At 67.8% G+C, this 26,426-nt stretch carries 25 protein-coding genes and 1 riboswitch; of the genes, 19 read left to right on the top strand and 6 right to left on the bottom strand.

Going from position 1 to position 26,426, the window contains the following annotated elements; translation table 11 throughout:
* Nucleotides 1-126: 126 nt before the first annotated feature.
* The gene (locus B9C99_RS16015) at nt 127-990 is read right to left on the bottom strand and encodes an oxygenase MpaB family protein (RefSeq protein WP_172414977.1); all 864 of its coding nucleotides are present in this window, start codon (nt 988-990) and stop codon (nt 127-129) included.
* A 44-nt stretch (nt 991-1,034) separates the two neighbouring features.
* Nucleotides 1,035-1,670, bottom strand: a complete 636-nt coding sequence (locus tag B9C99_RS25900; protein ID WP_016694053.1) for a TetR/AcrR family transcriptional regulator — start codon at nt 1,668-1,670, stop codon at nt 1,035-1,037.
* 216 nt (nt 1,671-1,886) lie between these two features.
* Between B9C99_RS25900 and B9C99_RS16025 the strand changes: the two genes are divergently transcribed.
* Nucleotides 1,887-2,327 (top strand): NfeD family protein, encoded by a 441-nt coding sequence (locus B9C99_RS16025; protein ID WP_060653287.1) that lies wholly within the window; start codon nt 1,887-1,889, stop codon nt 2,325-2,327.
* Between the two features lie 2 nt (nt 2,328-2,329).
* A complete protein-coding gene (locus B9C99_RS16030) occupies nt 2,330-3,571 on the top strand; it encodes an SPFH domain-containing protein (RefSeq protein WP_088898541.1) in 1,242 nt (413 codons plus the stop codon).
* Between the two features lie 78 nt (nt 3,572-3,649).
* Here the strand turns inward: B9C99_RS16030 and B9C99_RS16035 are convergent, their stop codons facing one another.
* Nucleotides 3,650-4,693, bottom strand: coding sequence for a DMT family transporter (locus tag B9C99_RS16035; RefSeq protein WP_088898542.1), 1,044 nt, complete (start codon nt 4,691-4,693; stop codon nt 3,650-3,652).
* A gap of 142 nt (nt 4,694-4,835) precedes the next feature.
* Nucleotides 4,836-4,925: riboswitch (glycine riboswitch) on the bottom strand.
* Between the two features lie 261 nt (nt 4,926-5,186).
* Here B9C99_RS16035 and B9C99_RS16040 point away from each other — a divergent pair.
* The 13 genes from B9C99_RS16040 to B9C99_RS16100 all read left to right on the top strand — a co-directional run bounded on the left by B9C99_RS16040 (nt 5,187) and on the right by B9C99_RS16100 (nt 18,168).
* Nucleotides 5,187-6,680, top strand: coding sequence for a class I adenylate-forming enzyme family protein (locus B9C99_RS16040; RefSeq protein ID WP_088898543.1), 1,494 nt, complete (start codon nt 5,187-5,189; stop codon nt 6,678-6,680).
* Nucleotides 6,681-6,720: 40 nt separating this feature from the next.
* Nucleotides 6,721-7,764, top strand: coding sequence for an NADP-dependent oxidoreductase (locus B9C99_RS16045; RefSeq protein ID WP_253250093.1), 1,044 nt, complete (start codon nt 6,721-6,723; stop codon nt 7,762-7,764).
* Between the two features lie 105 nt (nt 7,765-7,869).
* Nucleotides 7,870-8,634: an SDR family NAD(P)-dependent oxidoreductase gene (locus tag B9C99_RS16050; protein WP_088898544.1), complete on the top strand. Its 765-nt coding sequence runs from the start codon at nt 7,870-7,872 to the stop codon at nt 8,632-8,634.
* A 40-nt stretch (nt 8,635-8,674) separates the two neighbouring features.
* The gene (locus tag B9C99_RS16055; protein WP_088898545.1) at nt 8,675-9,778 is read left to right on the top strand and encodes an ABC transporter substrate-binding protein; all 1,104 of its coding nucleotides are present in this window, start codon (nt 8,675-8,677) and stop codon (nt 9,776-9,778) included.
* A 31-nt stretch (nt 9,779-9,809) separates the two neighbouring features.
* Nucleotides 9,810-10,637: a mycofactocin-coupled SDR family oxidoreductase gene (locus B9C99_RS16060; RefSeq protein ID WP_088898546.1), complete on the top strand. Its 828-nt coding sequence runs from the start codon at nt 9,810-9,812 to the stop codon at nt 10,635-10,637.
* Nucleotides 10,634-11,449, top strand: coding sequence for an SDR family NAD(P)-dependent oxidoreductase (locus B9C99_RS16065; RefSeq protein WP_253250094.1), 816 nt, complete (start codon nt 10,634-10,636; stop codon nt 11,447-11,449). Before B9C99_RS16060 ends, B9C99_RS16065 begins: the two co-directional genes overlap by 4 nt.
* Before the next feature lie 44 nt (nt 11,450-11,493).
* Entirely contained in the window at nt 11,494-12,681 is a 1,188-nt protein-coding gene (locus tag B9C99_RS16070) for a lipid-transfer protein (RefSeq protein ID WP_088898547.1), read from the top strand.
* Complete coding sequence (locus B9C99_RS16075) at nt 12,678-13,160, top strand: Zn-ribbon domain-containing OB-fold protein (protein ID WP_088898548.1); 483 nt, start codon at nt 12,678-12,680, stop codon at nt 13,158-13,160. The genes B9C99_RS16070 and B9C99_RS16075 overlap by 4 nt, the downstream gene beginning before the upstream one ends.
* Complete coding sequence (locus B9C99_RS16080) at nt 13,157-13,588, top strand: Zn-ribbon domain-containing OB-fold protein (RefSeq protein WP_088898549.1); 432 nt, start codon at nt 13,157-13,159, stop codon at nt 13,586-13,588. Before B9C99_RS16075 ends, B9C99_RS16080 begins: the two co-directional genes overlap by 4 nt.
* The gene (locus B9C99_RS16085; protein WP_088898550.1) at nt 13,585-14,727 is read left to right on the top strand and encodes a thiolase family protein; all 1,143 of its coding nucleotides are present in this window, start codon (nt 13,585-13,587) and stop codon (nt 14,725-14,727) included. The genes B9C99_RS16080 and B9C99_RS16085 overlap by 4 nt, the downstream gene beginning before the upstream one ends.
* A gap of 55 nt (nt 14,728-14,782) precedes the next feature.
* A complete protein-coding gene (locus B9C99_RS16090; RefSeq protein WP_088898551.1) occupies nt 14,783-16,072 on the top strand; it encodes an acyl-CoA dehydrogenase family protein in 1,290 nt (429 codons plus the stop codon).
* Nucleotides 16,072-17,187, top strand: coding sequence for a phosphotransferase family protein (locus B9C99_RS16095; RefSeq protein WP_088898552.1), 1,116 nt, complete (start codon nt 16,072-16,074; stop codon nt 17,185-17,187). Before B9C99_RS16090 ends, B9C99_RS16095 begins: the two co-directional genes overlap by 1 nt.
* Nucleotides 17,188-17,274: 87 nt before the next feature.
* Nucleotides 17,275-18,168, top strand: coding sequence for a TIGR03619 family F420-dependent LLM class oxidoreductase (locus B9C99_RS16100; RefSeq protein WP_088898553.1), 894 nt, complete (start codon nt 17,275-17,277; stop codon nt 18,166-18,168).
* A 78-nt stretch (nt 18,169-18,246) separates the two neighbouring features.
* Here the strand turns inward: B9C99_RS16100 and B9C99_RS16105 are convergent, their stop codons facing one another.
* The 3 genes from B9C99_RS16105 to B9C99_RS16115 form a co-directional block, all read right to left on the bottom strand.
* Complete coding sequence (locus B9C99_RS16105) at nt 18,247-18,966, bottom strand: SDR family NAD(P)-dependent oxidoreductase (RefSeq protein ID WP_088898554.1); 720 nt, start codon at nt 18,964-18,966, stop codon at nt 18,247-18,249.
* 97 nt (nt 18,967-19,063) lie between these two features.
* The gene (locus B9C99_RS16110) at nt 19,064-20,320 is read right to left on the bottom strand and encodes an MFS transporter (RefSeq protein WP_143543564.1); all 1,257 of its coding nucleotides are present in this window, start codon (nt 20,318-20,320) and stop codon (nt 19,064-19,066) included.
* Between the two features lie 131 nt (nt 20,321-20,451).
* Entirely contained in the window at nt 20,452-21,240 is a 789-nt protein-coding gene (locus B9C99_RS16115; protein ID WP_088898555.1) for a GntR family transcriptional regulator, read from the bottom strand.
* Nucleotides 21,241-21,414: 174 nt separating this feature from the next.
* Between B9C99_RS16115 and B9C99_RS16120 the strand changes: the two genes are divergently transcribed.
* The 4 genes from B9C99_RS16120 to B9C99_RS16135 all read left to right on the top strand — a co-directional run bounded on the left by B9C99_RS16120 (nt 21,415) and on the right by B9C99_RS16135 (nt 26,391).
* Nucleotides 21,415-22,188 (top strand): SDR family NAD(P)-dependent oxidoreductase, encoded by a 774-nt coding sequence (locus B9C99_RS16120; protein ID WP_253250095.1) that lies wholly within the window; start codon nt 21,415-21,417, stop codon nt 22,186-22,188.
* Between the two features lie 203 nt (nt 22,189-22,391).
* On the top strand, nt 22,392-23,609 hold the full coding sequence (locus tag B9C99_RS16125; RefSeq protein ID WP_088898557.1) for a CaiB/BaiF CoA-transferase family protein: 1,218 nt from the start codon (nt 22,392-22,394) through the stop codon (nt 23,607-23,609).
* A gap of 114 nt (nt 23,610-23,723) precedes the next feature.
* Nucleotides 23,724-24,893 (top strand): amidohydrolase family protein, encoded by a 1,170-nt coding sequence (locus B9C99_RS16130; protein WP_088898558.1) that lies wholly within the window; start codon nt 23,724-23,726, stop codon nt 24,891-24,893.
* A 244-nt stretch (nt 24,894-25,137) separates the two neighbouring features.
* The gene (locus tag B9C99_RS16135) at nt 25,138-26,391 is read left to right on the top strand and encodes an acyl-CoA dehydrogenase family protein (protein WP_088898559.1); all 1,254 of its coding nucleotides are present in this window, start codon (nt 25,138-25,140) and stop codon (nt 26,389-26,391) included.
* Nucleotides 26,392-26,426: the final 35 nt, after the last annotated feature.

A 26,426-nucleotide genomic window follows, 5' to 3' on the forward strand; every position in this document is an offset into this window, starting at 1 on the left:
CTGGGTGGAACCGGGCACGGAAGCAACCGGATACCCGAGTCGGGTACTTGCAGGACGGCCGACGACTGCAGCATCGGCTCGCGTCCGCTACGAGCGGACGCGTGTACGGCGGTGAGGACCGGTGGGTCAGATCCCCAGCGCGGCGCGGGCTTCCGGGATCATGCGCAGGCGCTCGGGAAACAGCCGGGAGCCGACGCGCATGAGTGCGAGGATCGCTCGGAACTCACGCTCGCGGGCCGCGCTCCACGGCACTCCCCAGATCCGGCGGACGGATTCGGGGAATGCGCCGAACATCAACGTCTTCACCGGCCGCCCCGTCAACTTCTCGAGGACGGCGGGAAGGGGCCGGGGGAGTGCGGCGAGTTTCGGCTCGAGGGTTGCGATCACGTCCTGTTCGTCGACGAGTTGCTGCATCCGCCGGGTTCCGGGCGACATCGCGAGCTTGTCGGCGACCCCTCGGTCAACGTAGGCGCGAAGAGCTGCCACGTCGTCCGGCATGTCCTGCTCACGGACGCCGAACAGCATGCCGAGCCGGCAGCTCTCCCGGTAGAAGGCCTCCACCTCCGGTGCGGGTTGCGGACCGAAGCAGACCTCGATCGCGTAGATGAGCGATTCGATGGTGGTGAGGTGGACCCACGTCCACACGTCGCGGTTCCACGCGTGGTATCTCCGGCCTTCGTAGTCGAGTCCGGTGATGGGGCGGTGCATCTCCCGCAGTTCGCGTGCCGAATCGGCGACGTTCTCGCCGAAGTAGATGCGGTAGGTGTACGCGAGGGTGTTCTCCGCGCGTACCGACGGCTCGGTGAACGACTTCGAATGTTGTTCGAGCGCAACCATGACGGTGGGGTGGGTGCCCTGGAGGGAGAGCGCCCGGAACAGGAACATCGGCCAGATGCGGCGATTTGCCAGCAACCGGACGAAGGTGCGGTCGGCGACGGGTACGTCGTCCTCGATGTTTGCGCGAACACGCTGTGCGGGAGTGACTTCCATTACCGGACTCCTCGGGTTCGAAGGCTGGGGAACGGATGCGGACATCAGCTGTCGGTGGAGGGCGTCGAGGGCACGATCAGGAAGGACAGCATGGTCCGGGCCACCCGTCGTACCCCCTCGTCGGTCGCGGTGGCGCTGCCGAGATCGGGTGCGAGCCACACGCTCGCGAAGAATCGCGAGACGATCTCCGCGGCGGTGGCCGTGTCGAACGTGATCCCCGCCCGTTGTGCGGTGAGGTCGAGTTCGTGGCGGACCGACGTGAGCAGCGCAGCGGTGATCTGCGGGTCGTGCAGGAGGGGGAGGGCGGCTCCGTCGTCGACGAATCGTCGTGCGACCGGGTGGTGGCGAACGGTGCGGACCGCTTCGACGATCCATTCGACGGCGCGCTCGTACGGGTCCTCGATGTCGTCGATGGCCGCGTGGAACCGCGTGACGAGCTGATCGAGCTCCCACGCGAACGCGCGACCGAGCAGTTCCTCCTTGGTGTCGAACCGCCGGAAGACCGTCGCGCGTCCGACGCCGGCCTCCGCGGCGACGTCGGCCACCGTCGTCCGCTCGAGTCCGTGATGGCTCAGGCAGCGGATGGTGGCCGCAAGGATTGCGGTGTCGGTCGGATCGGCGTCGGCGCTCTGGCCGATCAACGCTCCCACGAGGAGCGAACGCACGGGGGTGATACCCATAGTTCGGGGACGGTATCACCGATCTCACAACGGCAAAAGGATGTGTTTCGGCTAACTTCACTTATGCACCCGAGGCGGGAGTCCGGTCGGGACGGAAAAGAGAAAAATACAGAATTCTCGGCCTGAGATCCCCCTGCGGAAAGCGGCATCGAGGACGAGGAGACGAGACCGTTTCCTCCACCAGGGCGTCTGCCAGGATGTCCGATTTGTGGTTCGATGGTGATCGTGGCCGCATTGATTTGGTTGATCGCCGGAGTGGCGTTGGCGGCCGGCGAAGCGCTCACGGGCGATTTCGCGCTGCTCATGCTCGGCGGTGCAGCGCTCGTCACCGGCGGTGTCTCCGCGGTGACCGATCTGCCCGTCTGGATCGACGCGGTGATCTTCGCCGTGACCTCGCTGGTTCTGCTGCTCGGTGTCCGGCCGATGCTGAGGCGGCGGTACTCTCAGCCGCCCGCTCTGCCGACCGGGATCGACGCTCTCCCGGGCAAGCACGCCTTGGTCCTCGAGCAGGTGGGGGAGCATTCCGGGCGCGTGAAGATCGACGGTGAGGTGTGGACCGCCAGGCCGCTGGACGCCACCGAGGTGTACGAGCCGGGAACGACAGTGACAGTGATGCAGATAGACGGCGCGACTGCCGTCGTGTGGAGGGGTGTCTGAGGATGGAAGCTCTGATCGTGCTCGCCGTAGTGGTGGCACTGGTCGTGGTGGTCGTGGCCAAATCGGTATCGCTGGTACCGCAAGCGGAGGCCGCGGTCATCGAACGTCTCGGCCGGTACTACCGGACGGCGTCGGGTCAGCTCACCTTCCTGGTGCCCTTCGTCGACCGCATCCGCGCGAAGGTCGATCTACGCGAACGTGTGGTTTCGTTCCCGCCGCAGCCGGTCATCACCCAGGACAACCTCACGCTGAGCATCGACACGGTCGTGTACTTCCAGGTCACGAACCCGCAGGCGGCCGTCTACGAGATCAGCAACTACATCGCCGCGGTCGAGCAGCTCACCGTCACCACGCTCCGCAACGTCGTCGGCGGTATGACCCTCGAGGAAACGCTCACCTCCCGTGACTCCATCAACGGCCAGCTCCGCGGGGTGCTCGACGAAGCGACCGGCCGATGGGGACTGCGTGTCGCCCGGGTCGAACTCAAGAGCATCGATCCGCCGCCGTCGATCCAGGAATCGATGGAGAAGCAGATGAAGGCCGACCGCGAGAAGCGCGCGATGATCCTCACGGCCGAGGGTCACCGCGAATCCGCGATCAAGACCGCCGAGGGCGACAAGCAGTCGCGCATCCTCTCCGCCGAGGGTGCGAAGCAGGCCGCGATCCTCGAGGCCGAGGCCGACCGGCAGTCGCGGATCCTGCGCGCGCAGGGTGATCGCGCGGCACGGTACCTCGAGGCCCAGGGCGAGGCGAAGTCCATCGAGAAGGTGTTCGCCGCGATCAAGGCCGGCAAGCCCACTCCGGAGCTGCTCGCCTATCAGTACCTGCAGACCCTGCCGCAGATGGCCCAGGGCGATGCGAACAAGATGTGGGTGGTGCCGAGCGACTTCGGCAAGGCGCTCGAAGGATTCGCGCGGACGCTCGGCGCGCCCGGCGAGGACGGCGTCTTCCGCTTCGAGCCGAGTCCTGTCGACGAGGAACTGCAACGGCCCGAGGACGACAGTGCCGAGGTCGAGGACTGGTTCGCGACCAAGCGCGACCCCGAGGTGGCCCAGGCCGTCGCCGAAGCCGAGGCGGTCGCGCGCAAGCCGGTCGACCCCGCAGTTCGGACGGGTCTCGCTACGGAGGGGACGCAGGGGGGTTCCGGTGAAGGACAGTCGGCGTTGCCCGCAACGCCGCCGGCGCAGCGCTGGATGACGAACGACGCATCCGAGCAGCCGGCCGAGCCGCCGCAACAGCAGTAACGGAAACCGATTCGAGTGGGAGGGCGCGCCCGTCGGCGCGCCCTCCCACTCGTCATCGGCGGCCGAGCATCGGCAGTGTCATCGGCGGCCGAGCATCGGCAGTGCCATCGCCACCATGATGAGACCGGCGCCCGCGGCGGCGAGCACGGTCACGGACTCTCCGAAGGCGACCATGCCGATCATCAGCGCGACCACGACTTCGAGGTAGGACAGCCCGGACAGTTCCGCGGCGCGGAGGTGCTTGCCCGCAACGACGAGCAGCCCCAGCGCGAACAGACCGCAGACGACGAAGAACCCACCGGCCCACAACCAGTGCGTCGCGGTCATCCCCGACATGTCGGGTCGGGTCACCGCGACCATTCCACCTGCCGCGACGGCACCGAAGACAAAGTTCCACAGGGACCGGACGTCGGACGGCATGTCGGTGCGATAGCGGTAGCACAGCAGGGCCCCGCCGTAGAAGACTCCCGAGGCCGCGCCCAGCACGGTGCCCAGCGTCTCGTGCTCACCCCCGGACGACTCACCGCCCACCAGGCCGGCGGCGAGCAACATCCCGGCGAACGCCGTGCCGATCGACAGGGCGTCGAGCCGACCGACCCTCTCCTTCAGGAACACCCGGGCGAGGGCCGTCGCGACGACGGGGCCGAGGTAATGGAGAACCACGGCACGGGACAGGTCGGTCAACACCGTGGCGGACAGGTAGGTCGCGAGGGACAGTCCGAGGAGGGCACCTCCACCGACGACCGACCAGGACAGGCGGGTCCGGCGCAACTGTCCGAGGCGGCGGGAGAGCGCGATCAGGATGAGCATGCCGAGCGCTCCGACCGCCATCCGCCCGAGTGTCAGTGCTTCACCGAGCACCGCGCCTTCGGGAGTGGCCTTGCGGCCGAACAATCCTGCGGCGCCCATCGCGGTCGCGGACAGCACGATCGCGGCGATCCCGAGTCGCCGGTTCGTGTGCGGCGGCGACTTCGGAGCGGGGGAGGGAGGGAGAACAGGGCCACGCGACTCGGTCGGTGCAACTGCAACGTCGGCGCGCTGCTCGAACAGCGCATCATCGGCGCGCAGGGGCGCGGACAGTGAATTATCGGCGCGCAGGGGCGCGCCCAGGGAAACGGTCACACGTCTACCTCGGGTCCAGGGTGCACGAAACGAGCACCAGCGGGTGTTGTCGTTCCCCGCTCTGTCATCGGACCTGAGAGCTTTCGCGGACGGAGCCGCTTACACCTTCGGTGAACCCGGAAGAGTTGCTTTCCAGAGGAGCCTCGCCGTGGCGGTCTGGGGGCCTGAGAGATTCCCGGGGAGGTTGCTCCTTCGGCGCCCGCTGTGTGCGGGACTCTCCCGCCGCGGTTCGGTGGCTGTTCAGTTGTGGCGTCAAGTATGCCATGCGCTCGATGCCGGTCTGTGAGGTCGTACCGGAGTCGGCGTGTCTCGCATTTCACCTGGTGAGAGGGCTGCCAGAAAATTTCGGCCGATACCTTCACAAATATAGGCATAATTGCTATGGTGTGCATCACACGGTCTCGCGACCGAGGGTTCGGCACCCGGTGATCGCGAGCGCCGGTCGATTCGTCTCTTCTCTCGTACGGCAGAGCTTCTGAAGACAGGTGGTCATATGGGTATCGGGATGGTCCTCGACATGGCGTCCGCCGCCACCCCCGATCGGATCGCGATGGGTCCTCGTGCGAACGGCGTCACCTACCGCCGGCTCGACGAACTCGCTTCGCGCGGTGCGGGATTGATCGGAGAGCTCGGAGCCCGGCATATCGTCTTCGTCGGAGTGAACGGTCCGGTCCTTCCCGTGCTCATGTTCGCTGCCGGACGCGCCGGTATTCCTCTGGCTCCCTTGAACTACCGGCTTCCCGCTGCGCAGTTGCTCGAATTGATCGACAGGTTGGACGAACCGATCGTCGTGGCGGACGCCGACTATGTCGGCAAACTCGACGGGTGCGCGCACCGAATCGTCTCGACCGACGAATTTCTCGGTCTCGCGGAAGGGACGGCACCTCTCGCCGGCGACCGCTCGGAGGACGAGGGGACCGCGATCGTGCTGTTCACTTCCGGGACCACCTCGGCTCCGAAGGGGGTGCTGCTCCGGCACCGGCACCTGCTGTCCTACCTCCTCAACACCGTCGAATTCGGTTCGGCGGCAGAGCAACAGGCCACGCTGGTCAGCACGCCGCCCTATCACATCGCAGGTCTCGGTGCCGTTCTGAGCAACGTCTACTCGGGTCGCCGCATGGTGTACCTGCCCGACTTCACGCCACAGGGCTGGCTCGACCTCGTCCGCACCGAGGGCGTCACCAGCGCGATGGTGGTGCCCACGATGCTCGCCCGCATCGTCGATCACCTCGACGGTGCGCCGGCCGAGGTTCCGACTCTCGAGTCGCTCGCCTACGGGGGCGCGAGGATGCCCCAGCCGGTCCTCGAACGTGCCCTCGCGGCGTTCGGTGACACCGGATTCGTCAACGCCTACGGATTGACGGAGACCAGTTCGACGATCGCGGTGCTCGGACCCGAGGACCATCGGGAAGCCTTCGCGAAACCCGAACTGCGAGGGCGTCTCTCCTCGACCGGGCGGATCGTGCCCGGCATCGAAGCGCAGATCCGATCCGAGGACGGCGAACGCGTACTGTCCGACGGGCAGACGGGTCTGCTGTGGGTGCGCGGGGCGCAGGTCAGCGGCGAGTACATGGGCAACGGTTCGGTCCTGGACGCGGAGGGCTGGTTCCCGACCAGGGATCGCGCCCGGATCGAGGACGGCTATCTCTACATCGGTGGTCGCGCGGACGACACGATCATTCGGGGTGGGGAGAACATCGCGCCGGCCGAGATCGAGGACGTGCTGGCACACCACCCGCAGGTACGCGAGGTGGCCGTGATCGGTACCCCCGACGACGAATGGGGCGAACGGATCTGCGCGGTGATCGTGCCCGCCGTCGACGACCACGACGAGGCCGATGCGATCCGCACGTGGTGCCGTGAACGTCTGCGCGGTTCGCGGACCCCCGACGACGTCGTGTTCGTCGACGATCTGCCCCGTACCCCCACCGGCAAGCTCGTGCGCCGCGATCTCGTCGAGCAGGTCACGGCCGGACTTGCGGGATGACCGCGCTGCCGTCCGCATCACGAAGAGAACGGACATCCTCGTGACCGGTACCGTCGACACCGAACTCGTCCGCCGCGAATGGATCCTCCGGGCGCGCCCGAGCGGCCGCCCCCGGGACACCGACGTCGAATTGGTCGGAACCGCTCTCGGCGAGCCCGCCCCGGGGCAGATCCGCGTGCGGAACCTCGTCATGTCCGTCGAGCCCTACATGCGGGGCAGGATGGGCGGTGAGGCGACCTACGCGGAGCCCTACGCCCTGGGGGAGCCGATGCTCGCTCCCACGGTCGGGGTCGTGTCCTGGTCCGATCGACCCGAGTTGCCGATCGGATCGCTGGTTCTCCACGAGTACGGCTGGCGGACGGAAAGTTTCGTCGATCCGTCCGACTGCCGCAGACTTCGGCACGACGATCTCCCCGCAGCCCTGCACCTGAGTGTCCTCGGCATCCCGGGTATGACCGCCTGGGTGGGAATCGATCGGATCGCGCAGGTGCGCAGCGGCGATGTGGTGTTCGTGTCGTCCGCGGCCGGTGCGGTCGGATCCACTGCGGTCCAGCTGGCCAAACAGCGTGGTGCCGTGGTGATCGCGAGTGCGGGATCTCCCGAGAAGGTCTCGCTCGTCAGGGAACTCGGTGCCGACGCGGCGTTCGATCATCACGAGGGGCCGGCGAAGGACCTCCTCCGCAGCGCTATGGCCGAGGTCGGTGCCACCGCGCTCGACGTGTATTTCGACAATGTCGGGGGCGAACAGCTCGAAGCGGCCATCCGCGTGCTCGCCGATCACGCCCGGATCGCTCTGTGCGGGATGATCAGCGTCTACAACTCCGCCACACCCGTGCCCGGACCGAACAACTTGCTCAAACTGATCTGGCGTCGTGCCCGGATGGAAGGCTTCCTGCTGGCCGACCATCTCGACGCACGCGACGCCTTCGAGGACGAGATGGCCGCGCTCGTCCGGAGCGGACGGATACGGCCCGTCCACACCGAGTTCGCCGGTGGTATCGGCGGTGCATGGGATGCCTTCGTCGGGATGCTCGACGGCGCCGCGACCGGTAAGGCCCTCGTCCCTCTCGTTCCCTCGACCTGACTCCCCTCGGGACCGTTCCGACGTCGCTGCGGCGACGCCGGTGTCCCGCCACACCTTCTCACTCTTTCGGCGCCTTCGACGCCGACCTCATCGACAGGAGCCCGCATGACCACGCATCCCCGTCCTCTCGAAGGAAAGGTAGCGCTCGTCACCGGTGGCAGCCGCGGCCTGGGCCGCGAGATGGTTCTCGGCTTCGCGAACGCCGGTGCCGACGTCGTCATCGTCAGCCGCAAGGTCGACAGCTGCGAGAAACTCGCCGCGGAGGTCGCCGAGACCACCGGGCGCAAGGCTCTGCCCCTCGCACTGCACGTCGGCGACTGGGATGCCCACGAGCCGGTCGTCGACCGGGTCTACGACGAGTTCGGCCACCTGGACGTCCTGGTGAACAATGCCGGCATGGCACCTCTGTACCCCAGTCTCGACCAGGTGACCGAGGAACTGTTCGACAAGGTGATCGGGGTCAATCTCAAGGGTGCCTTCCGTCTGACCGCCCTCGTCGGTCCTCGGATGGCGGCGGGTGCCGGGGGGTCGATCATCAACATCAGCTCCATCGCTTCCCAGCGGCCGATGACCACCGATCTGCCGTACGCGGCCGCCAAGGCGGGGCTGAACACCCTGACCAAGGGCTTCGCGCAGGCATACGGCCCCAGCGTGCGGGTCAACACGATCATGGCCGGTGCCTTCCTCACCGACATCAGCAAGGCCTGGGACATGGACTCGGCCAACGAACTGTTCGGGGCGATGCCGCTGCAGCGTGCCGGAAATCCGGACGAGATCGTCGGCGCCGCACTGTATCTCGCGGGGACCGGTTCCACCTACACCACCGGTGCCGTGATTCCCGTCGACGGCGGCCGCACCTCCACCCCCTGACCCGATCCGCGGCCCACGGGCCGACGACCAGGAGCCTCTCATGGACTTCATCCGAGCACCGCGCCGTACCCGGCGCACCTTCCTGTCGACCCTGACTGCCGCCGCGCTCGCCGCGCTCGCCGCGGCCCTCGCGGCCTGCGGTGGAAACGGTGGGGACGACCGCATCACCTCGGAATCGATCGGATCGACCGGCCCGGCCGGCGACGATGCCTGGCAGCAGGTGGTCGAGGCGGCCAAGGCGGAGGGCGAGGTCACGATCTACTCGTCGAACGCCGCGGACGCTCTCGCCGAACTGGGGCGCCGCTTCGAGGACGACTACGGCATCCGCCTGAACGTCGTGCGTGACGTCGACGCGAATCTGCACCAGAAGATCGGCGCGGAGGCCGAGACCGGCAACCGGGTCGCCGACGTGGTGACGCAGGCGAGCGTGCCCTGGGCCGTGAGCCTCGGCGCGGAGGGGGAGTTCGCCGAGCCCGTCGGCCCGGCCTTCACCGATTCTGCCAGTGAGTACGACGCCACGACCCTGAAGGACGACACGGGTTACTTCGTCTCCAACGCGTCCGTCCTGACCTTCGGCTGGAACACCCAGCGCTACCCGGACGGCGTCGACAGCTACGGCGATCTCCTCGATCCGGCGCTCGCCGACGGCAGGATCGGCATCGTCCTTCCCACGTCGACCGCGCACGTGGATTTCTACGACAACTATCTCGAGCAGGTCGGAGGGGAGGGCTACCTCGAGAAGCTGGCGCAGCAGCGTCCGCGGATCTACCCCAGCGCGCTGCCGTTGGCGCAGGCCCTCGCGTCCGGTGAGATCGCCGTCGCCGCCTTCGTGCAGGACCAGAAGAGCGAGCAGCAGACCGGTGCCCCCGTCGACTCGGCCTTCGGAGACGTGGTGTGGGGCGCGCCCATGTACACCGCGATCCTCGCCGACGCTGTTCATCCCAATGCGGCCCAGGTCCTGGCCAACTACATGATCACCCCGGCCGGCCAGGAAGCGGTCTCGTTCCGCAATGCCGCCGTACTGCCGGGGATCGGTTCGGCGGTCACCACCGTCGACAAGGTCGCCCCTCAGAACACGGACGCCATGACGCCGGAAGCACTCGAAGAGCTCAAGGCCCGCTTCGGCCGCCTGTTCAACCAGTAGTCCCGGGATCGCCGGAGAAGGAGTCACCCCCATGGGAAGAGTTGAAGGAAAGGTCGCGCTGATCACCGGCGCGGCCCGTGGCCAAGGACGCGCGCACGCCGTGCGGCTCGCCGAGGAAGGGGCGGACGTCGTCCTCCTCGATGTGTGCACGTCGATCGACTCGGTGCCGTACCCGCTCGCCACCGCGGACGACCTGAAGGAGACCGAGGCGCTCGTCGCCGCGACCGGCCGTCGGGTCCTGTCCCGCGTCGCCGACGTCCGCGACCAGGCGCAACTCGACGCTGCGGTCGCGGATGCGGTCGGAACGTTCGGGCACATCGACATCGTGTGCGCCAACGCGGGCATCGTCGGTTTCCGGCCCACCTGGGAGCTGAGCGACGCCGAATGGCAGGACATGCTCGACGTCAACCTGACCGGGGTGTTCCACACCGTCCGTGCCGTCGTCCCGGAGATGATCCGCGCCGGCCGCGGCGGATCGATCGTCATGACCAGCTCGATCCAGGCGATGCTCGGCTCGGCCAACATCGGGCACTACAACGCGTCGAAGAGCGGTGTCGTCGGCCTCATGCGGACTCTGGCCACCGAACTCGGCCCCCACGGCATCCGTGTCAACACGGTCAATCCGAGCGCCGTGGAGACCCCGATGCTGCACAACGATGCGACCTTCCGGATCTTCGGACCCGATCTCGAGAATCCGGGACCGGACGACCTGTGGGAGCGCTCCAAGGACCGCAATCCCATGGGCATCGGCTGGGTTGCGCCCGAGGACATGAGCAACGCCGTGTTGTTCCTCGCCTCGGACGAAGCACGATTCATCACCGGCGTGGCACTGCCGGTCGACGCGGGGGTGCGACTGTGACCGCTCTGGACAACGAGACCCGGCCCGAGACCGCCCGGGTGCTGCGCAGACTCGAAGGTCGCCGAATCTTCGTGACCGGCGGTGGAAGCGGCATCGGTGAGGCCGTGGCGAAGCGCCTTGCCGCCGAGGGCGCAGCGGTCGCGGTGACCGACGCACGAGGCGAGGCCGCGGAGGCCGTCTCCGCCTCGGTCGCGGAGACCGGCGCACCGACGCTGGGGCTGCGATGCGACGTCGGCGACGAGAGCTCGGTCGCGGACGCCGTGGCTGCCGCGGCCGACGAGTTCGGAGGCCTCGACGGCGTTGTGACCTGTGCGGGGATCAACGGGACGGCGATGCTCCACGAGATGGAACTCGCTCATTGGGAACGCATCCTGCGCGTGAACCTCACCGGCACCTTCCTGCCGTTGCGAGCGACCCTGCCCCACCTGCTCCAGGCCGGCGGGGGCTCGATCGTGACGGTCGGCTCGGTCGCGTCGCTGGTGGCGACCAACCTGAACACCCCGGGTTACGACGCGTCCAAGGGCGGTGTCCTGCAGCTGACCCGGTCGGTCGCCATGGGGTACGCCGACCGGAACATCCGGGCGAACTGCCTGTGCCCCGGCCTGGTGCGAACGGGCCTGCGCGTGAACTCGCAGGCGTTGCAGGGCCCCGAGCCCGAGGCGACCCGCAGTCGCGTGGTGGAGAACACCGCGCTCGGACGTTCGGCGGACCCGGCCGAGATGGCGTCGGTGGTGGCCTTCCTGTTGTCCGACGACTCCTCCTTCGTGACCGGCGCGGCGATCGCCGCCGACGGCGGACTGACCGCGAACTGACTCCCCGCCCGCTGCGGCGGGCACGACACAGAGGTGACCCACACATGTCCACCGACCCGACCTGGCGCAGGGATGCCTGCGCCATTGCAGGAATCGGAACCACCGCGTTCTCCAAGGATTCCGGTGTCTCCGTCACAGCGCTCGCCGTCGAGGCCGCCGCGGCGGCCCTCGCGGACGCCGGACTGACCCCGGCCGACGTCGACGGCGTCGTCCGCAACGATATGGATCTCGTCTCGTGTGCGGCGCTCGCCGACGGCCTCGGTGTCCCGCACCTGACCTACTGGGGCGAAGCCGGCCCGGGTGGTTCGGGGCCGGCCGCGATGGTCGCCCAGGCCGTCGCCGCCATCATGAGCGGACAGGCGACCACCGTCGTCGTGTTCCGTTCGCTCAACGGCCGCTCGGGCCGTCGGTTCGGCCTGTCTCCGGTCGTCACCCCCGAGGTGGGCGGCAACGAGTCCTTCGAGGAGTTCTTCGGCCCGTACGGGCTGCTGTCGTCCGGCCAGTACTTCGCGCTCATGGCTCAGCGCTACATGACCGAGACCGGCCTGACCTCCGAGCAGCTCGCGCAGATCGCGCTGGTGACCCGCAAGCGCGCCAATGCGAATCCGGCCGCCCAGATGTACGACCGGACGATGACGCTCGACGACTACTTCGATTCGCGCATGCTGTCGTCGCCCCTGCGCCTGTTCGACTACTGCCTCGAAACCGACGGTGCCGCAGCGGTTGTCGTCACCACCGCCGAACGGGCCAAGGACCTGCGGCAGACGCCGGCACTCATCCGGTCGGTCGCGATGTCGACCTGCCGCCACCCCCAGCCGGGCCTGATGTACCCGACGCTCATGCGTGAGGACATCACCGCCCTGCCGTCGCGGGAATGCCAGGACACGCTCTACAGCCGGGCCGGTCTCGGTCCCGCGGACGTCGACGTCGCGCAGATCTACGACTGCTACTCGATCACGGCCCTCATCCAGCTCGAGGACTACGGGTTCTGCAAGCGCGGCGACACCGGCGACTTCCTCGCCGAGGGCCAGATCGACCTCGGTGGAGCGATACCGATCAACACCAGCGGAGGACACATGTCCGAGGGATACATCCACGGAATGAACCACGTCGTCGAAGGGGTGCGGCAGATCCGCGGTACCTCCACGAGCCAGGTCGAGGGTGCGCAGGTCTCCCTGGTCACCTCGGCCCCGCCCCCGGCGGCGTCCGCGCTGATCCTGGTGGCGGCATGAGCGCCGCAGCAGCCGCGAGCGCGGCGACCACCGACCGTCTTCGTCCCCTCGTCACCGAACGGGGCAGCGCCGGCTTCTTCTCCGCCGCTGCCGAGCGCCGCATCGAGATCCTCACCTGCGAGGACTGCGGGCGACGCATCCACCTGCCGCGCCCGCGATGCGTGTACTGCGCGAGCACCGAGGTGTCGTGGAAGCCGGCGCCCCACACCGGCACCGTGTACAGCCACACCGTCGTCGAACATCAGGTCCACCCGCTGTTCCCGGTCCCGTACACCGTGATCGTCGTCGACCTCGACGGAGAGCAGGCCGGCGTGCGCCTGATCGGCAACCTGCCCGGCCGCGCCGACGTCACCGCCGGAACCCCGGTCCGCTGCACCTTCGAGGACCTCGGCGAGGACGCGGCCGGAAACCCTGTGGTGCTGCCGGTCTGGGAGATCGACACCGAGCGTGCGAGCGCCGTAACCGGGGAGGACGAATGACCACGGCACCCACCCGCCCGATCGATCCGGTCCTGTTCGTCGACGACGACCCGAACGTCGCGCTGCGCGGCGCCCGCTGCTCGCGCTGCTCGACCGTCACCTTCCCGATCCAGCACAGCTGCCCCCGCTGCGGGGCCGCGGAGATGAACCCCGAGGCACTGCCCACCGAGGGGGTGCTCTGGTCCTACACCGTGCAGTCGTTCGCCCCGAAGAGGCCCTTCCTGCACACCGAACCGTTCACCCCCTTCGGGGTCGGTTACATCGATCTCGGTGACGTGATCGTCGAATCCCGCCTCACCGTGAACGACCCGGAATCGCTGGAGATCGGTATGCCGATGCGGTTGTGCAGCATCGTCAACCACGTCGACGACGACGGCACCGAGGTCGTCACCTTCGCATTCGCACCGAGCAAGGAGGAGGCGGCATGAAGGTCGCGATCGTCGGTATCGGTATACACAGGTTCGGCCGCACCGAGGGCGTGAGCGGCCTGGACCAGGGCGCCTACGCGGCCCGGCAGGCGATGGCCGACGCCGGGGTCGAGTTCGAGGACATCCAGTTCGCCTACGGCGGCAGCGATTCCGCCGGCAACGCCGACACCCTCGTGTCGACCCTGGGCCTGACCGGGCTGCCCTTCGTCAACGTCTCCAACGGCTGCGCCACCGGTGGTAGCGCCCTGACCTCGGCGGTCAGCCGGATCCGGTCCGGCGAGTCCGATCTCGGTCTCGTCGTCGGCTTCGACAAGCATCCTCGCGGAGCATTCAACCCTCGTCCCGAGGACAACGGGTTGGGTCGCTGGTACGGCGAGACCGGGATGATGGTCACCACCCAGTTCTTCGCCATGAAGATCCAGCGGTACCTCGTCGAGCACGGACTGCCGAAATCGCTGCTGGCCACGGTGGCGGCCAAGGCGTTCCGCAACGGCTCGCTCGCCCCGCACGCCTGGCGGCGAACTCCGCTCGGCGAGGAGGAGATCGCCGGGTCGACGATGGTCAACGACCCGCTCACGCAGTACATGTTCTGCTCGCCGGCAGAGGGCGGGGTCGCGCTCGTGCTCGCCCGCGCCGACCGCGCCCACCGCTACACCGACACCCCGGTCTTCCTCGAGGCCGCCGAACTGCGCTCGCGGCTGTTCGGTTCGTTCGAGGTGTTCAGTCCGTGGACCTCACCCGAACGTGCCGACGGGCCGACGGTGACCGCCTCCCGCGCGGCCTTCGAAGCGGCGGGGATCGACCCGAGCGACATCGACGTGGCGCAGATCCAGGACACCGAGGCAGGTGCGGAGATCATGCACCTGGCGGAGACGGGACTGTGTAAGCACGGGGAGCAGGAGACACTCATCCGCTCCGGCGCCACCGAGATCGGCGGAGCGATACCGGTCAACACCGACGGGGGATGCCTCGCGAACGGGGAACCGATCGGCGCGACCGGTCTGCGTCAGGTCTACGAGAACGTCGTGCAGCTGCGCGGTGCGGCGGGGGACAGGCAGGTGCCGGGCGACCCCAAGGTCGGATTCACCCACGTGTACGGGGCGCCGGGCATCAGCGCGTGCACCGTCCTCACACGCTGAATCGGCGACCGGTTCGCCGACGAGAACTTTCATCACACGGTAGGAGACGATCGACATGGCATGGGATTTCGAAACGGACCCGGAGTTCCAGGAGAAGCTGGACTGGGTGCAGACCTTCGTGAAGGAGGAGGTCGCCCCCGTCGACCGCGTCATCGAGCACGCGTGGGACGTGACCGACCCGACGCGCAACAAGCTCATCCGGCCGCTGCAGGACATCGTGCGGGAGAAGGGGCTGTGGGCCTGCCATCTCGGCCCGAAGCTCGGCGGTCCGGGCTACGGGCAGCTCAAACTCGCACTGCTCAACGAGATCCTGGGTGCCACCCACAGCGGTCCGGTGGTGTTCGGCTGCCAGGCGCCGGATTCCGGTAACGCCGAGATCCTCGCGCACTACGGCACACCGGAGCTGAAGGAACGCTACCTGCAGCCGCTCATCGACGGCGAGATCGCATCCTGCTACTCGATGACCGAACCCCAGGGCGGGTCCGATCCGACCAGCTTCGTCACCCGTGCAGTGCGCGACGGCGACCACTACGTCATCAACGGTGAGAAGTGGTTCTCCTCGCACGCACGGTTCTCGTCCTTCCTCATCGTGATGGCCGTGACCGATCCCGAGGCTCCCCGGACGAAGCGGGCGTCGATGTTCGTCGTCCCGATGGACACGCCGGGCATCGAGATCGTCCGGAACGTCGGTGTCTGGGGTCATCAGGAGTCCGAGGGCACGCACGCCTACATCCGATACACCGATGTGCGGGTCCCGGCCGATCACCTCCTGGGGGAGGAGGGCGAGGGCTTCGCGGTCGCACAGACACGTCTGGGCGGCGGACGGATCCACCATGCGATGCGCACGGTCGGCCTGGTCAAGGCGTCGCTGGACATGATGCTCGAACGTGCCGTGTCGCGGCAGACGCGCGGCCGTTCGCTCGCCGACATGCAGTTGGTGCAGGACATGATCGCCGAGTCGTGGGTCGAACTCGAGCAGTTCCGCCTGCTCGTGCTGCGGACCGCGTGGAAGATCGATCGGCTCGACGACTACAAGAAGGTCATCGCCGACATCTCCGCCGTGAAGATGGTGATGCCGAAGGTCCTCAACAACGTCGTCTCCCGCGCGATCCAGCTGCACGGTTCGCTCGGTATCTCCACCGAGATGCCGTTCGGCAAGTGGCTGCTCGAGAGCTACCACATGGGCCTGGCGGACGGTGCGACCGAGCTGCACAAGCAGCAGATCGCCAAGCAGCTGCTGAAGACGGCGACGCCGGCCGAGGGGCTGTTCCCGTCGACCCACCTGCTCGCCCTGGATGCTGCGGCAGAGGCCAAGTTCGGGTTGCCGGCGCTGGGGGTGCAGTGATGACGGGTGTCGCCGAAGGGGCGCGCGTCGAGGGTGTGGAGGAACCGCGGGTCGAGATCGCGCCCGTCCGTGCCGGGGAGGAACTGGACTGGGACGCGCTCGAGGCCTACCTACGGTCGAACCTCGACGGGCTCGACGGGGAGTTCTCGGTGCTGCAGTTCCCGCGCGGTTCGGCGAATCTGACCTACCGGGTCGCCTTCGGTGACCGCCTGCTGGTCGTGCGCCGTCCTCCCTTCGGGCAGATCGCACGCGGCGCGCACGACATGGCGCGTGAGCATCGGGTGCTCTCCCGCCTGTACCGCGCGTACGACCGGGCTCCGCGTGCGCTGCTGCACTGTGCCGACACCTCGGTCGTGGGCGCCGAGTTCTTCGTCTCCGAGTACCGCGACGGGATCGTGGTGTGGGACGAGATCCCGGAGTCGATGGGGCAGTACCCGGACGCCGGTCGGCGGATCGGCTTCGCCGTGGTCGACGGGCTCGCCGACCTGCATGCCGTCGATCCGGCGTCGTGCGATCTCGCCGATCTCGGCCGGCCGGAGGGATACCTGGAACGGCAGGTCGCCGGGTGGTCGTCGCGGTGGGATGCCGTCGCCGAGTACGTCTTCGACCGTGAGGTCGCCGCTCTCGTCGAGGAGGTCGGCCGTCGGATCCGGGCCGATGTCCCTGCGAGTCAGCGGGCCGGAATCGTGCACAACGACTACAAGGTCGACAACTGCCAGTTCCCGCACGGCGACCCCGACCGGGTGAAGTCGGTGTTCGACTGGGACATGGCCACGACCGGTGATGTGCTCGTGGACCTGGGCACCCTGCTCAACTACTGGCCGGACCGGACCGTGGCTCCCGACTCGGACGCGGCGTTCATCGTCGTTCCCGGTATGCACGCGCTCGATCTGCCGTCGCGGGTGGAGATCGTCGAGCGCTACGCATCGGGCAGCGATCTCGATCTCTCGCGCATCGACTGGTACGAGGCCTTCGGTTGCTGGAAGACCGTGGTCATCCTGCAGCAGCTCTATGCGCGGTTCGTCCGTGGAGAGACCACCGATCCGCGGATGGGACAGCGAGGGGAGCTCGTCGCGCCGCTCGCGCGCCGAGCGCTCGGCCTGCTTCCTGCATGAGCGGAGATCCTCTCCGCCCGGGGCACGTCCGGTGGTGCGAACCGCCCGGGCGTGCCCTGTCTCCGTTCCCGACCACGAGGAGAAGACGTGCCCACCATCGGATTGTGCACCTACGGAATCACGCCGCTCGACGCGCTCGAACTGGCCCGCACCGCCGACGAACTCGGATTCGACGCGCTGTGGCTGGGGGAGCACGTGTTGCACCCGACCTCGTACACGAGTGACCATCCCTCGACGGGAACCCGCCAGCACCATTCGGGACCGATCGTCGACGACACCACCGAACTCACCGATCCGCTCGCGCTGCACGCGGCGATCGCGGCGGTGACCGAGCGGTTGAAACTCGGTACGGCCGTCCACGTCACGGCGCTGCGTCATCCCTTGCACACCGCGCGTACCACGATCACCTTGCAGGAACTGAGCGGTGGGCGGTTGTTGTTCGGTGTCGGCGCGGGGTGGCTCGCCGAGGAGTTCGCCGCCCTCGACGTGCCCTTCGCGGGGAGGTTCTCGCGCACCGACGAATGCGTGGAGATCCTGCGGAAGGCGTGGGCCGGCGAGTCGTTCTCCCACGAGGGCAGCCACTACCGGTTCGACGAGGTGCGGTTGCACCCGCGAGCAGTGGCCGTGCCGGTCGTGTACGGGGGCAACGGTCCTCGTGCACTGGATCGTGCGGCGCGTCTCGGTGACGCCTGGATCTCCTCGGGCACGCCGACCTTCGAGGAAGCGGTGGAGCTGGTCGGTGTCCTGCGCCGGCATCGCACGGAAACCTGTGGGAACGCCGAGTTCCCGTGTTATGTGCGAGTCGAGGTCACCGAGGCGACGACGGCGGCCGATCTCGAACGCTACCGGGATCGTGGACTGGACGATCTGGTCGTGTGGGCGGATGCGGGATGGAGGGGCGCCACCGTCGCGGAGCGACGTGAGAATCTCGCGGCCCTCGCGGACCGGCTCGGTGTGCGATCTCCCGCGTATCTCCGGTGAACCCGCTTCTCCGGTGGACCGGATGCAAAAGGACCCCGCGGATTCGACCGCGGGGTCCTTTTGCATCGGGGACCGGGATCAGCGATCGGATGTGGTTCCGGTGACGGGGATCAGCGCGCCGGTCACCGAGCGGGACGCGTCGCTCAACAGGAAGGTGATGACGTCGGCGATGTCGGCCGGGCGGGCCCACGACGAGGTGTCGGCGTTCGGCATCGCGCTGCGGTTGGCAGGGGTGTCGATCATCGACGGCACGAGACCGTTGACGCGGATGGCGTCGGGTGCGTACTCGACCGCCATGCTCTGGACCAGCGCCGCGACAGCGGCTTTGGAGGCGATGTAGCCGGCGGCTCCCGGGAACGGGCGGGTCGCGGCGGCCGACCCGATGCACACGACGGATCCGCCGCCGCGTCGGATGAGTTCGGGCAGTGCGGCCTGGGTCACGAGATAGGCGATCCGCAGGTTGAGGGAGAGCTGGGCGTCGAGCACCTCCACGGGTGTCTCGTGCACGCGGCTACCCGAGTGGAAGCCCCCGACGAGGTTGACCAGGCCGGTCAACGGGCGGGATTCGTCCGCGGTGGCGAGGCCGAGCACGCGCTCGACGTCGTTCTCGTCGGACAGGTCGGCCTTGACGAGGACGAGATCGGGGTGGGGTGTCAACCGGTCGGCTTCGGCCTCGTCGTACCACGGGACGACGACCCGCGAGCCTGAGGCGAGGAGACGTTCGGTGACCGCGGTACCGAGACCACCGGTTCCACCGGTGACGACGACGGAACCGGATCCGAGGGAAGGTTCGCTCATGACGAGGCCTTTCGTGCCGGAAGCAGAAGAAGAATCGACGACCAAAACATCGTCATATTTATGATGTTAGAGAGCATAGCGTGTGGAGTGGCCCACGTCACCCCCGGATCGTAGAGGGACTCCCCACTGTCGCTCGATCGGGGCCGCCCTCACCGGAAACATCAGGCCGGGGTCGCGGAGGCAGGCGCTTCCGGCCGAAGGCGAGGGCGCCCAGTCCGAGTGCGGTCGCGCCCGCCGCCGCGGCGAAAGGCACGGACGGAGTGGTGGCCTCCCCGAGCCATCCGGCCAGCCACGGCGCGCAGGCGCCCCCGCCGAAGCGGACGAAACTGTAGCTCGCCGCAGCTGTGGCGCCGTCGACGGGGGAGACGTGCATGCCGATCTCGGTCACCAGAGCGTTGAGCACGCCGACGAACAGCCCGGAGACGACGATGCAGACCGTCACGACAGCTCTGTTCTCGGTGAAGACCGCGACGAGCGCGATCGTCGTCGCGAACAAGGCCAGTGACGCTGCAACGGTCGGCACGGCACCGACCGATCCCCGCAGACGAGGTGCGGCCACGACCGACGCGAAGACCAGGCAGACGCCCCAACCGGAGAACACGAAACCCGTGTGCGCGGGTGAGAACCCGAGTACGAACGGTGCGTAGGAGAACACCGTGAAGAGCCCGAGATGGTAGAGCAACGACACCGCCGCGACCGAGAACAGGCCGCGATGGGCGAGGGCACGGAACGGCGCGACGAGCGAAGTCGGTTCGGCCGCACGCGGGGTGCGGGGAAGTACGACCGCCAGAAGGGCGAAGGACAGGGCGACCAGAAGTGCGGATCCGAGAAAGGCGGCCCGCCACGAGATCTGCCCGAGGAGACCGCCGACGAGCGGACCGGTGGCGATGCCGGCTCCCACCGCGGCCTCGTAGTAGGTGATCGCGCGTGACCGCTGTCCCGGCATCGCGGCCACGATCGCGGCCAGGGCCGTCGCGACGAACAGTGCGTTGCCGAGTCCCCAGCCCGCGCGGAAACCGATGATCGGCCCCAGTGCCCACGATGCACTCGAGCCCACCGCGGCCGCCGCGATCAGGGCCAGGCCGACCAGGAGGGTGGCGCGCACCCCCGTGCGGCTCGAGATCCAGCCCGTGACGACCATCGCCAGGCCCATCACCGCCATGTAGCTGGTGAACAGCAAGGAGACCTGAGCGGGGGATCCACCGAGTTCGTCGGCCAGGGACGGAAGGATCGGACTCACGACGCCGATGCCCATGAAGACACCGACGGTGGCGAACGAGATGGCCCACGCCGCGCGGGGGAGCGCGATGCGTGGGCGTGGATGCCTCGGATCGGAAACAGCTTTCGACGACACGCGGAGCTCCGGTTCGGTACGGCGACCTGCGTCGGCGATCCGGCGGCCACGCGGGCACGCCGGGCCGTGGGTGATCGATGTTCAGGTCGCGGGCGGATGCCCGGATGCAGGTCGTCGCCGAAGGGGAGGGCTCAGCGCCAGTCCACGCGTTCGTCCAGCATCCGGGGGTTGAGAGCGGAGAGGTGATCGATGACCTCACGCATGTGTTCGCGGGCCAGGCGGCGGGCGCGTTCCGAGTCGCCGGCGGCGATGGCATGGTGGATCGCCTTGTGCGGACCTTCGAAGCCCTCGCGTTCCTCGTCGTCCCAGACGTCGGGGTGTGCCTCGAGCATGCGGAAGGTGTAGATGTGCGCGAGCGCCGATCCGGTGAGGGTCAGCACGTAGTTGCCGGACATCTCCCGCAGTGTCTGGTGGAAGCCGACCGCGGTGGCGACGACCTCGTCGTCGGTCATCTCCGGCACGATGTGCTTGCCCGCCAGCGCGTCGAGATCGACGTCCTCGCCGGCAGCGACACGGTCGGCGAGCATCGCTGCGGCGAGGCCCTCCATCTCCAGTGCGGCCTCGGCGACCTCTCGGAAGCGAACACCTTTGGCCTGCAGGTACATCGACAGCGTGTCGCCGAATTCACTCCCCGTGGGTTCGGAGACGATGGGTCCACCGCCGAGGCCCTGTCGAACCGTCACCAGGCCCTGCGCCTCGAGCAGTCGTAGCCCTTCGCGGACGGAGGCGCGGCCGACGCCGAAGCGGCGAGCCATCTCGGACTCGGCTTCGAGGGCCGAACCGGGAGCGAGCTGCCGGTCGGCGATCTCCTTGGCGACCATGCGTGCCACTGTGCGCGAGACCTTCTCGGTGCGAGTCATGGCTACCGCGCGTCGTCGCGCGGCGGTGTCCGACTGCGAACTCGTGAAGTTGCGGGTCATGGTGTCCTCGTCGTCTCTGCGGGGGCCCGCACTCGTCCGAGCGGGGGTGAGCGTGCGGCCGAGTATAGGGAGGAAGCCCGGCGTTGAGGGCTACCAAGAAATATATGTATGTTTCGGTTAGTTGATGTTATACCACTCTCTATGACTCAGAACACACGTATACCCGGAGATTCTGTGAACTACACCGGCGCGGGCGCTCTCGTCGGGCAACACGCCCTTGTGACCGGAGGGAGCGAGGGCATCGGCTACGGCATCGCCGAGCGTCTGCTCGATGCCGGTGCGACGGTCTCCCTCGCGGCACGTCGGCCCGAAGTGCTCGACGCGGCGGTCGAGAGACTGCAGAGGCGGTGCGAGGCCGCGGACCGGGTCTCCGGCGTCGTCGCGGACATCAGCGACGCGGACTCCATCGCCGCGATGTTCGAGACCGCGGAGGACCGGAACGGGCCGCTCAACGTACTCGTCGCCAATGCCGGGAGCGGGAGCGTGGTGCCCTTCCTCGAGCTCACGCCGCGGCAATGGCAGGACTGCATCGACCTGAACCTGACGGGGACGTTCCTCTGTGTGCAGGCGGCGGCGCGATCCATGGTCGAGCGTACGGACGAGAACCGGTCCATCGTCGTTGTCTCCTCGATCCGCGCCCTCGGCGCGCGCCCCTCGCTCGTTCCCTACGGCACCTCGAAGGCCGGCCTGAACCAGCTCGTCCGCCTCGCGGCCTACGAACTCGCGCCCACCGGGGTGCGCGTCAATGCGCTGTCGCCCGGCATCACGGCGACCCCGCTCGCCCAGGACCGCAACAACCTGTTCGACGAGCGCGCCGCGACGGTCCCCATGGGCCGGGCCGGCACCCCGGCGGACATGGCCGCTGCCGCACTGTATCTCGCGGGTCCGGATTCGGCGTTCGTCACCGGCACGAACCTCGTGGTGGACGGGGGTGAGTCTCTCTACTGACCCGCCCTGCGTGGCGTCGCCTCGCGACCTCCCGAAAAATTGTGATGTACAACGCACAAAACATTGCTATAGTTACGGTGTTTTCAGCTCGCGTTCGAGCTTCCGCCGAATTCCCGACCCGCATCTCACGGAGTCGCTCGGCGCTCACTTCCCATGCTGTGCGCGGCCTCTCGTGGCCGTGAGACGACGAAGGAGAACACTCGATGACCACGGTGATGAACGGGATCAAGGTCGTAGAGGTGGCGCTGTACGCGTTCGTCCCCTCGGCGGCCGCGATCCTCTCCGACTGGGGAGCCGACGTCGTCAAGATCGAACACTCGGATTTCGGCGACCCCACCCGCTCCACCGCAGCCTGGGGAGTCCCCGCCCAGGTCGACGGCCTCGCGAGCCTGTTCGAGATCAACAACCGCGGAAAGCGTGCCGTCGCACTGGACATCGCCCACCCCGAGGGCCGCGAGGTACTCATGAAGCTCGTCGAATCCGCCGACGTCTTCATGACGAACTTCCTGCCCGACGCGCGCGCCAAGCTGGGTATCGACGTCGACGACATCTTCGCGCGCAATCCGCGGATCGTGTACGCCCGCGGCACCGCTCAGGGCGTCGCCGGCCCGGACAGCGACAAGGGCGGTTTCGACGGCATCACCTACTGGGCGCGCTCGGGTGCTGCCGGATCCATCGCCCCGGACGATCTGGACTGGCCCGCCAACATGCCCGGTCCGGCCTTCGGTGACTCCCAGAGCGGAATGGCCCTGGCCGGCGGTATCGCGGCGGGTCTGCTCCACCGCGAACGCACCGGTGAGGGCATCGTCGTCGACACGTCGCTGTTCTCGGTCGGTGCCTGGGCGATGCAGGCGACGATCGCGGGCTGCCAGATGGTCGGTGCCGACGAGCTGCCGTATCCCGACCGCCACAACCCGGTCAATCCCGTCTCCAACATCTACCGCACCAGCGACGGCCGCTACATCCATCTCGCGCTGCTGCAGAGCCAGAAGTTCTGGCCCGGCCTGTGCGAGGCGATCGGCCTGTCCCACCTGATCGACGACCCGCGGTTCGCGACCTTCGAGGACCGCGCCCGCAATTCCCGTGAGTGCACGGCGATCCTGACGGAGATCTTCGAGCAGCGCACCCTCGCGGAGTGGACCGACATCCTGGGCAAGCAGGAAGGGCAGTGGGACGTCTTCCGCAAGCCGATCGACGTGCTGTCCGATCCGCAGGCCCTGGCGAACGGCTTCGTCCGCACCGTCGAATACGAGGACGGGCGGACCCTGGACATGGTGACGGCACCGACCTCCTTCGGCGGCGAGGCCCCGACACTGACACGAGCCCCGCATCACGGCGAGCACACCGACGAGGTGCTGCTCGAGCACGGTCTGGACTGGGACCGCATCGTCGAACTCAAGATCGCCGGCGCGATCAAGTAGGCCCCTTCCGGGCGATCACAGAACCTTTCCCGGCTGCGACCGGACGTCGCCGCCCTTCCCGCGCACGTGCGCACCCGAATTTCCACTTCCCGATCTCCACAAGGAGGAGTTCTCGTGTACGACCTTCGCGATATCAAGATCATCGATACCGATACCCATGTCGTCGAACCGCCGGACCTGTGGACGTCCCGGATGTCGAAGAAGTGGGGCGATCTCGTTCCCCACGTGCGGTGGGACGAACAGCGCGGCGACGAGGCGTGGTTCGTCTCCGGTACCCGCATGAGCGCCGTCGGCGCGCCCGCGATGGCCGGTTGGCACGAGTACCCGCCGAGCTGCCCGCCGCGCTTCGCCGACACCGATCCGCGGTCGTGGGATCCCGCCAAGCGTCTGGCGCTGATGGACGATTACGGCATCCACGCCCAGATCCTGTACCCGAACGTCGCGGTCTTCAGCCAGAAGACGTTGCAGTCCAACGGATCCAACGAACTGCAGCTCGAATGTGTCCGTGCCTACAACGACTACCTCACCGAATGGGCCCAGTTCGCACCCGGTCGCTACGTCCCGGTGGGCATCCTGCCCTTCTGGGACATGGAGGCGACCATCGCCGAGGTCGAGCGGGTCGCGGCTGCCGGGCACAAGGGCCTGGTGTTCACGCAGAACCCGGCCGCATTCGGGTTGCCGGTACTGACCGATCCGTACTGGGACCGGCTGTGGGCGTCCGCGCAGGAGAAGAAGCTGCCGATCAACTTCCACATCGCCTCGGGCGAGGTCGATCTGAGCGGCTTCGGGCACGAGAGCAACGGTGTGGCGGCCAACTACGGCATGATGGGCATCTCGTTCTTCATGGACAATGCCCGCACGATCTCGCAGCTCATCTTCGGCGGCATCTGCGATCGGTTCCCCGAACTGAAGTTCGTCTCCGTGGAGTCGGGCATCGGCTGGATGCCGTTCGCGCTCGAGGGCATGGACTGGCAGTGGCGGAACAGTGGCGTGCACAAGGAGCACCCGAACTACGAGCTTCTGCCCAGCGAGTACTTCAAGCGGCAGATCTACGGTTGCTTCTGGTTCGAGCAGGATTCGGCGCGCAGCGCGATCGAGCAGCTCGGTGCCGACAACGTGCTCTACGAGACGGACTACCCGCACCCGACCTCGATGTCCCCGGGGCCGGCGAGCGATGCCGTGCGGCCGGACGACTACCTGCGTCGCAACTTCGCACACCTCTCCGAGGCGGACGCACGAAAGATCCTGCACGACAACGCCGCGGCGCTCTACAACCTGGACTGACGTCCTCGAGTCCCAGGTGCCGGTCCATGCCCTCCGGGGCGGGCCGGCACCGGCGGTTCGCGGCCGGTTCCCGGTCCGTGGCAGAGGTGACACGCATCTCTCGCATCACTGGACTGTGACCTAAATCTCCGTTAATATACGTATGTTCCTAATGGATGCCGAGCGGGTAGCTTCTGCCACCGGCCGCGGACCGACCAACAGCCCGATCGCCCCACCCGGGACGATCTCAGCCAGTGGAGTATTCATGTCCCTCTCGGAATTCGAGACCCGCGCCCGCACCTGGGTGGCCGACACCCTGGCCCGACTGTCGTTCACCGTCCGCGACGACGAGTACGACGTCTCGGTCTTCCACGATCTCCCCGAAGACGAGGAGCGGGCGCTCCTCGACCGCCACCGCACCTGGCAGCGCGAGAAGTTCGACGCCGGCTACGGTGCGCTCGGATGGCCGAGCGAATACGGCGGCACGGAGACCGGAACCGAGGTCGCGGAAGCCTTCGCGCGCATCGAGAACGAACTGTGCCCGCTCCCGCCGCACGAGCTCGTCTCGGTCACCCTGCACCTCATCGCCCCCACCATCAGGCTCCTCGGTACCGACGAGCAGAAGCAGCAGTTCCTGCCACGGATGCTTCGTGGCGAACTGCTTGCCTGCCAACTGTTCTCCGAACCCGACGCCGGCTCCGACCTCGCAAATCTCGGAACACGCGCGGTCCGGGACGGTGACGACTGGATCGTCTCGGGGCAGAAGGTCTGGACGTCGGGAGCGCAGTTCGCCGAATGGGGCGAACTCATCGCCCGCACCGATCCCGACCAGCCCAAGCATCAGGGCATGACCGCATTCCTGATCCCACTCGACGCTCCCGGTGTCGAGATCCGCCCGATCCGGCAGATGTCCGGGGGCAGCAGCTTCAACGAAGTCTTCCTCGACCGGGTCCGCATCCCCGACAGTCTTCGTCTCGGGGAGGTGGGCAAGGGGTGGTCCGTCGCCCTGACCACACTCGCCTTCGAACGCGAAGGCGGCTCCAACACCGCGAATGTCGGCGGGCAGTTCGATCAGCTCGTGGCCACGGCCCGGCGCCTCGGGCGCGACGAGGACCCGCGTGTGCGTGAGCAACTGGCCCGGGTGTACCTGCGCCAGCAACTCGCCGCGGTGGACCTACTGCGCGACCGTCAGGCCCGTGACGGCGGAGCAGCGCCCTCGGCGATCGGATCCGTCCGCAAGATCCAATGGGTCGACAAGCTCGCCGCGGTCTCCGCTGCGGCACGGACGGTGCTGGGGCGTAACCTCATCGCGGACACCGGCATTCCCGGTACCTACGAATGGAATGCGCACGTTCTCGGCGCCCCCGGTTACAGCATCGCCGGCGGGTCGGATCAGATCCAGCGCAACATCGTCGCGGAACGACTTCTCGGACTCCCCGCGGAGGCTCGTGCAGACCGTGGCCTGACCTGGCGCGAGGCGCGAAATCGCGTCCACGGCCGGGTCGCCTCCGGAAGCTGAGCATCCCGGCCGTCCCACCGCATCGCCCATGCGTC

Origin of the sequence: Rhodococcus sp. BUPNP1, from assembly GCF_002215235.1 — a bacterium.
GTDB lineage: Bacteria > Actinomycetota > Actinomycetes > Mycobacteriales > Mycobacteriaceae > Rhodococcus.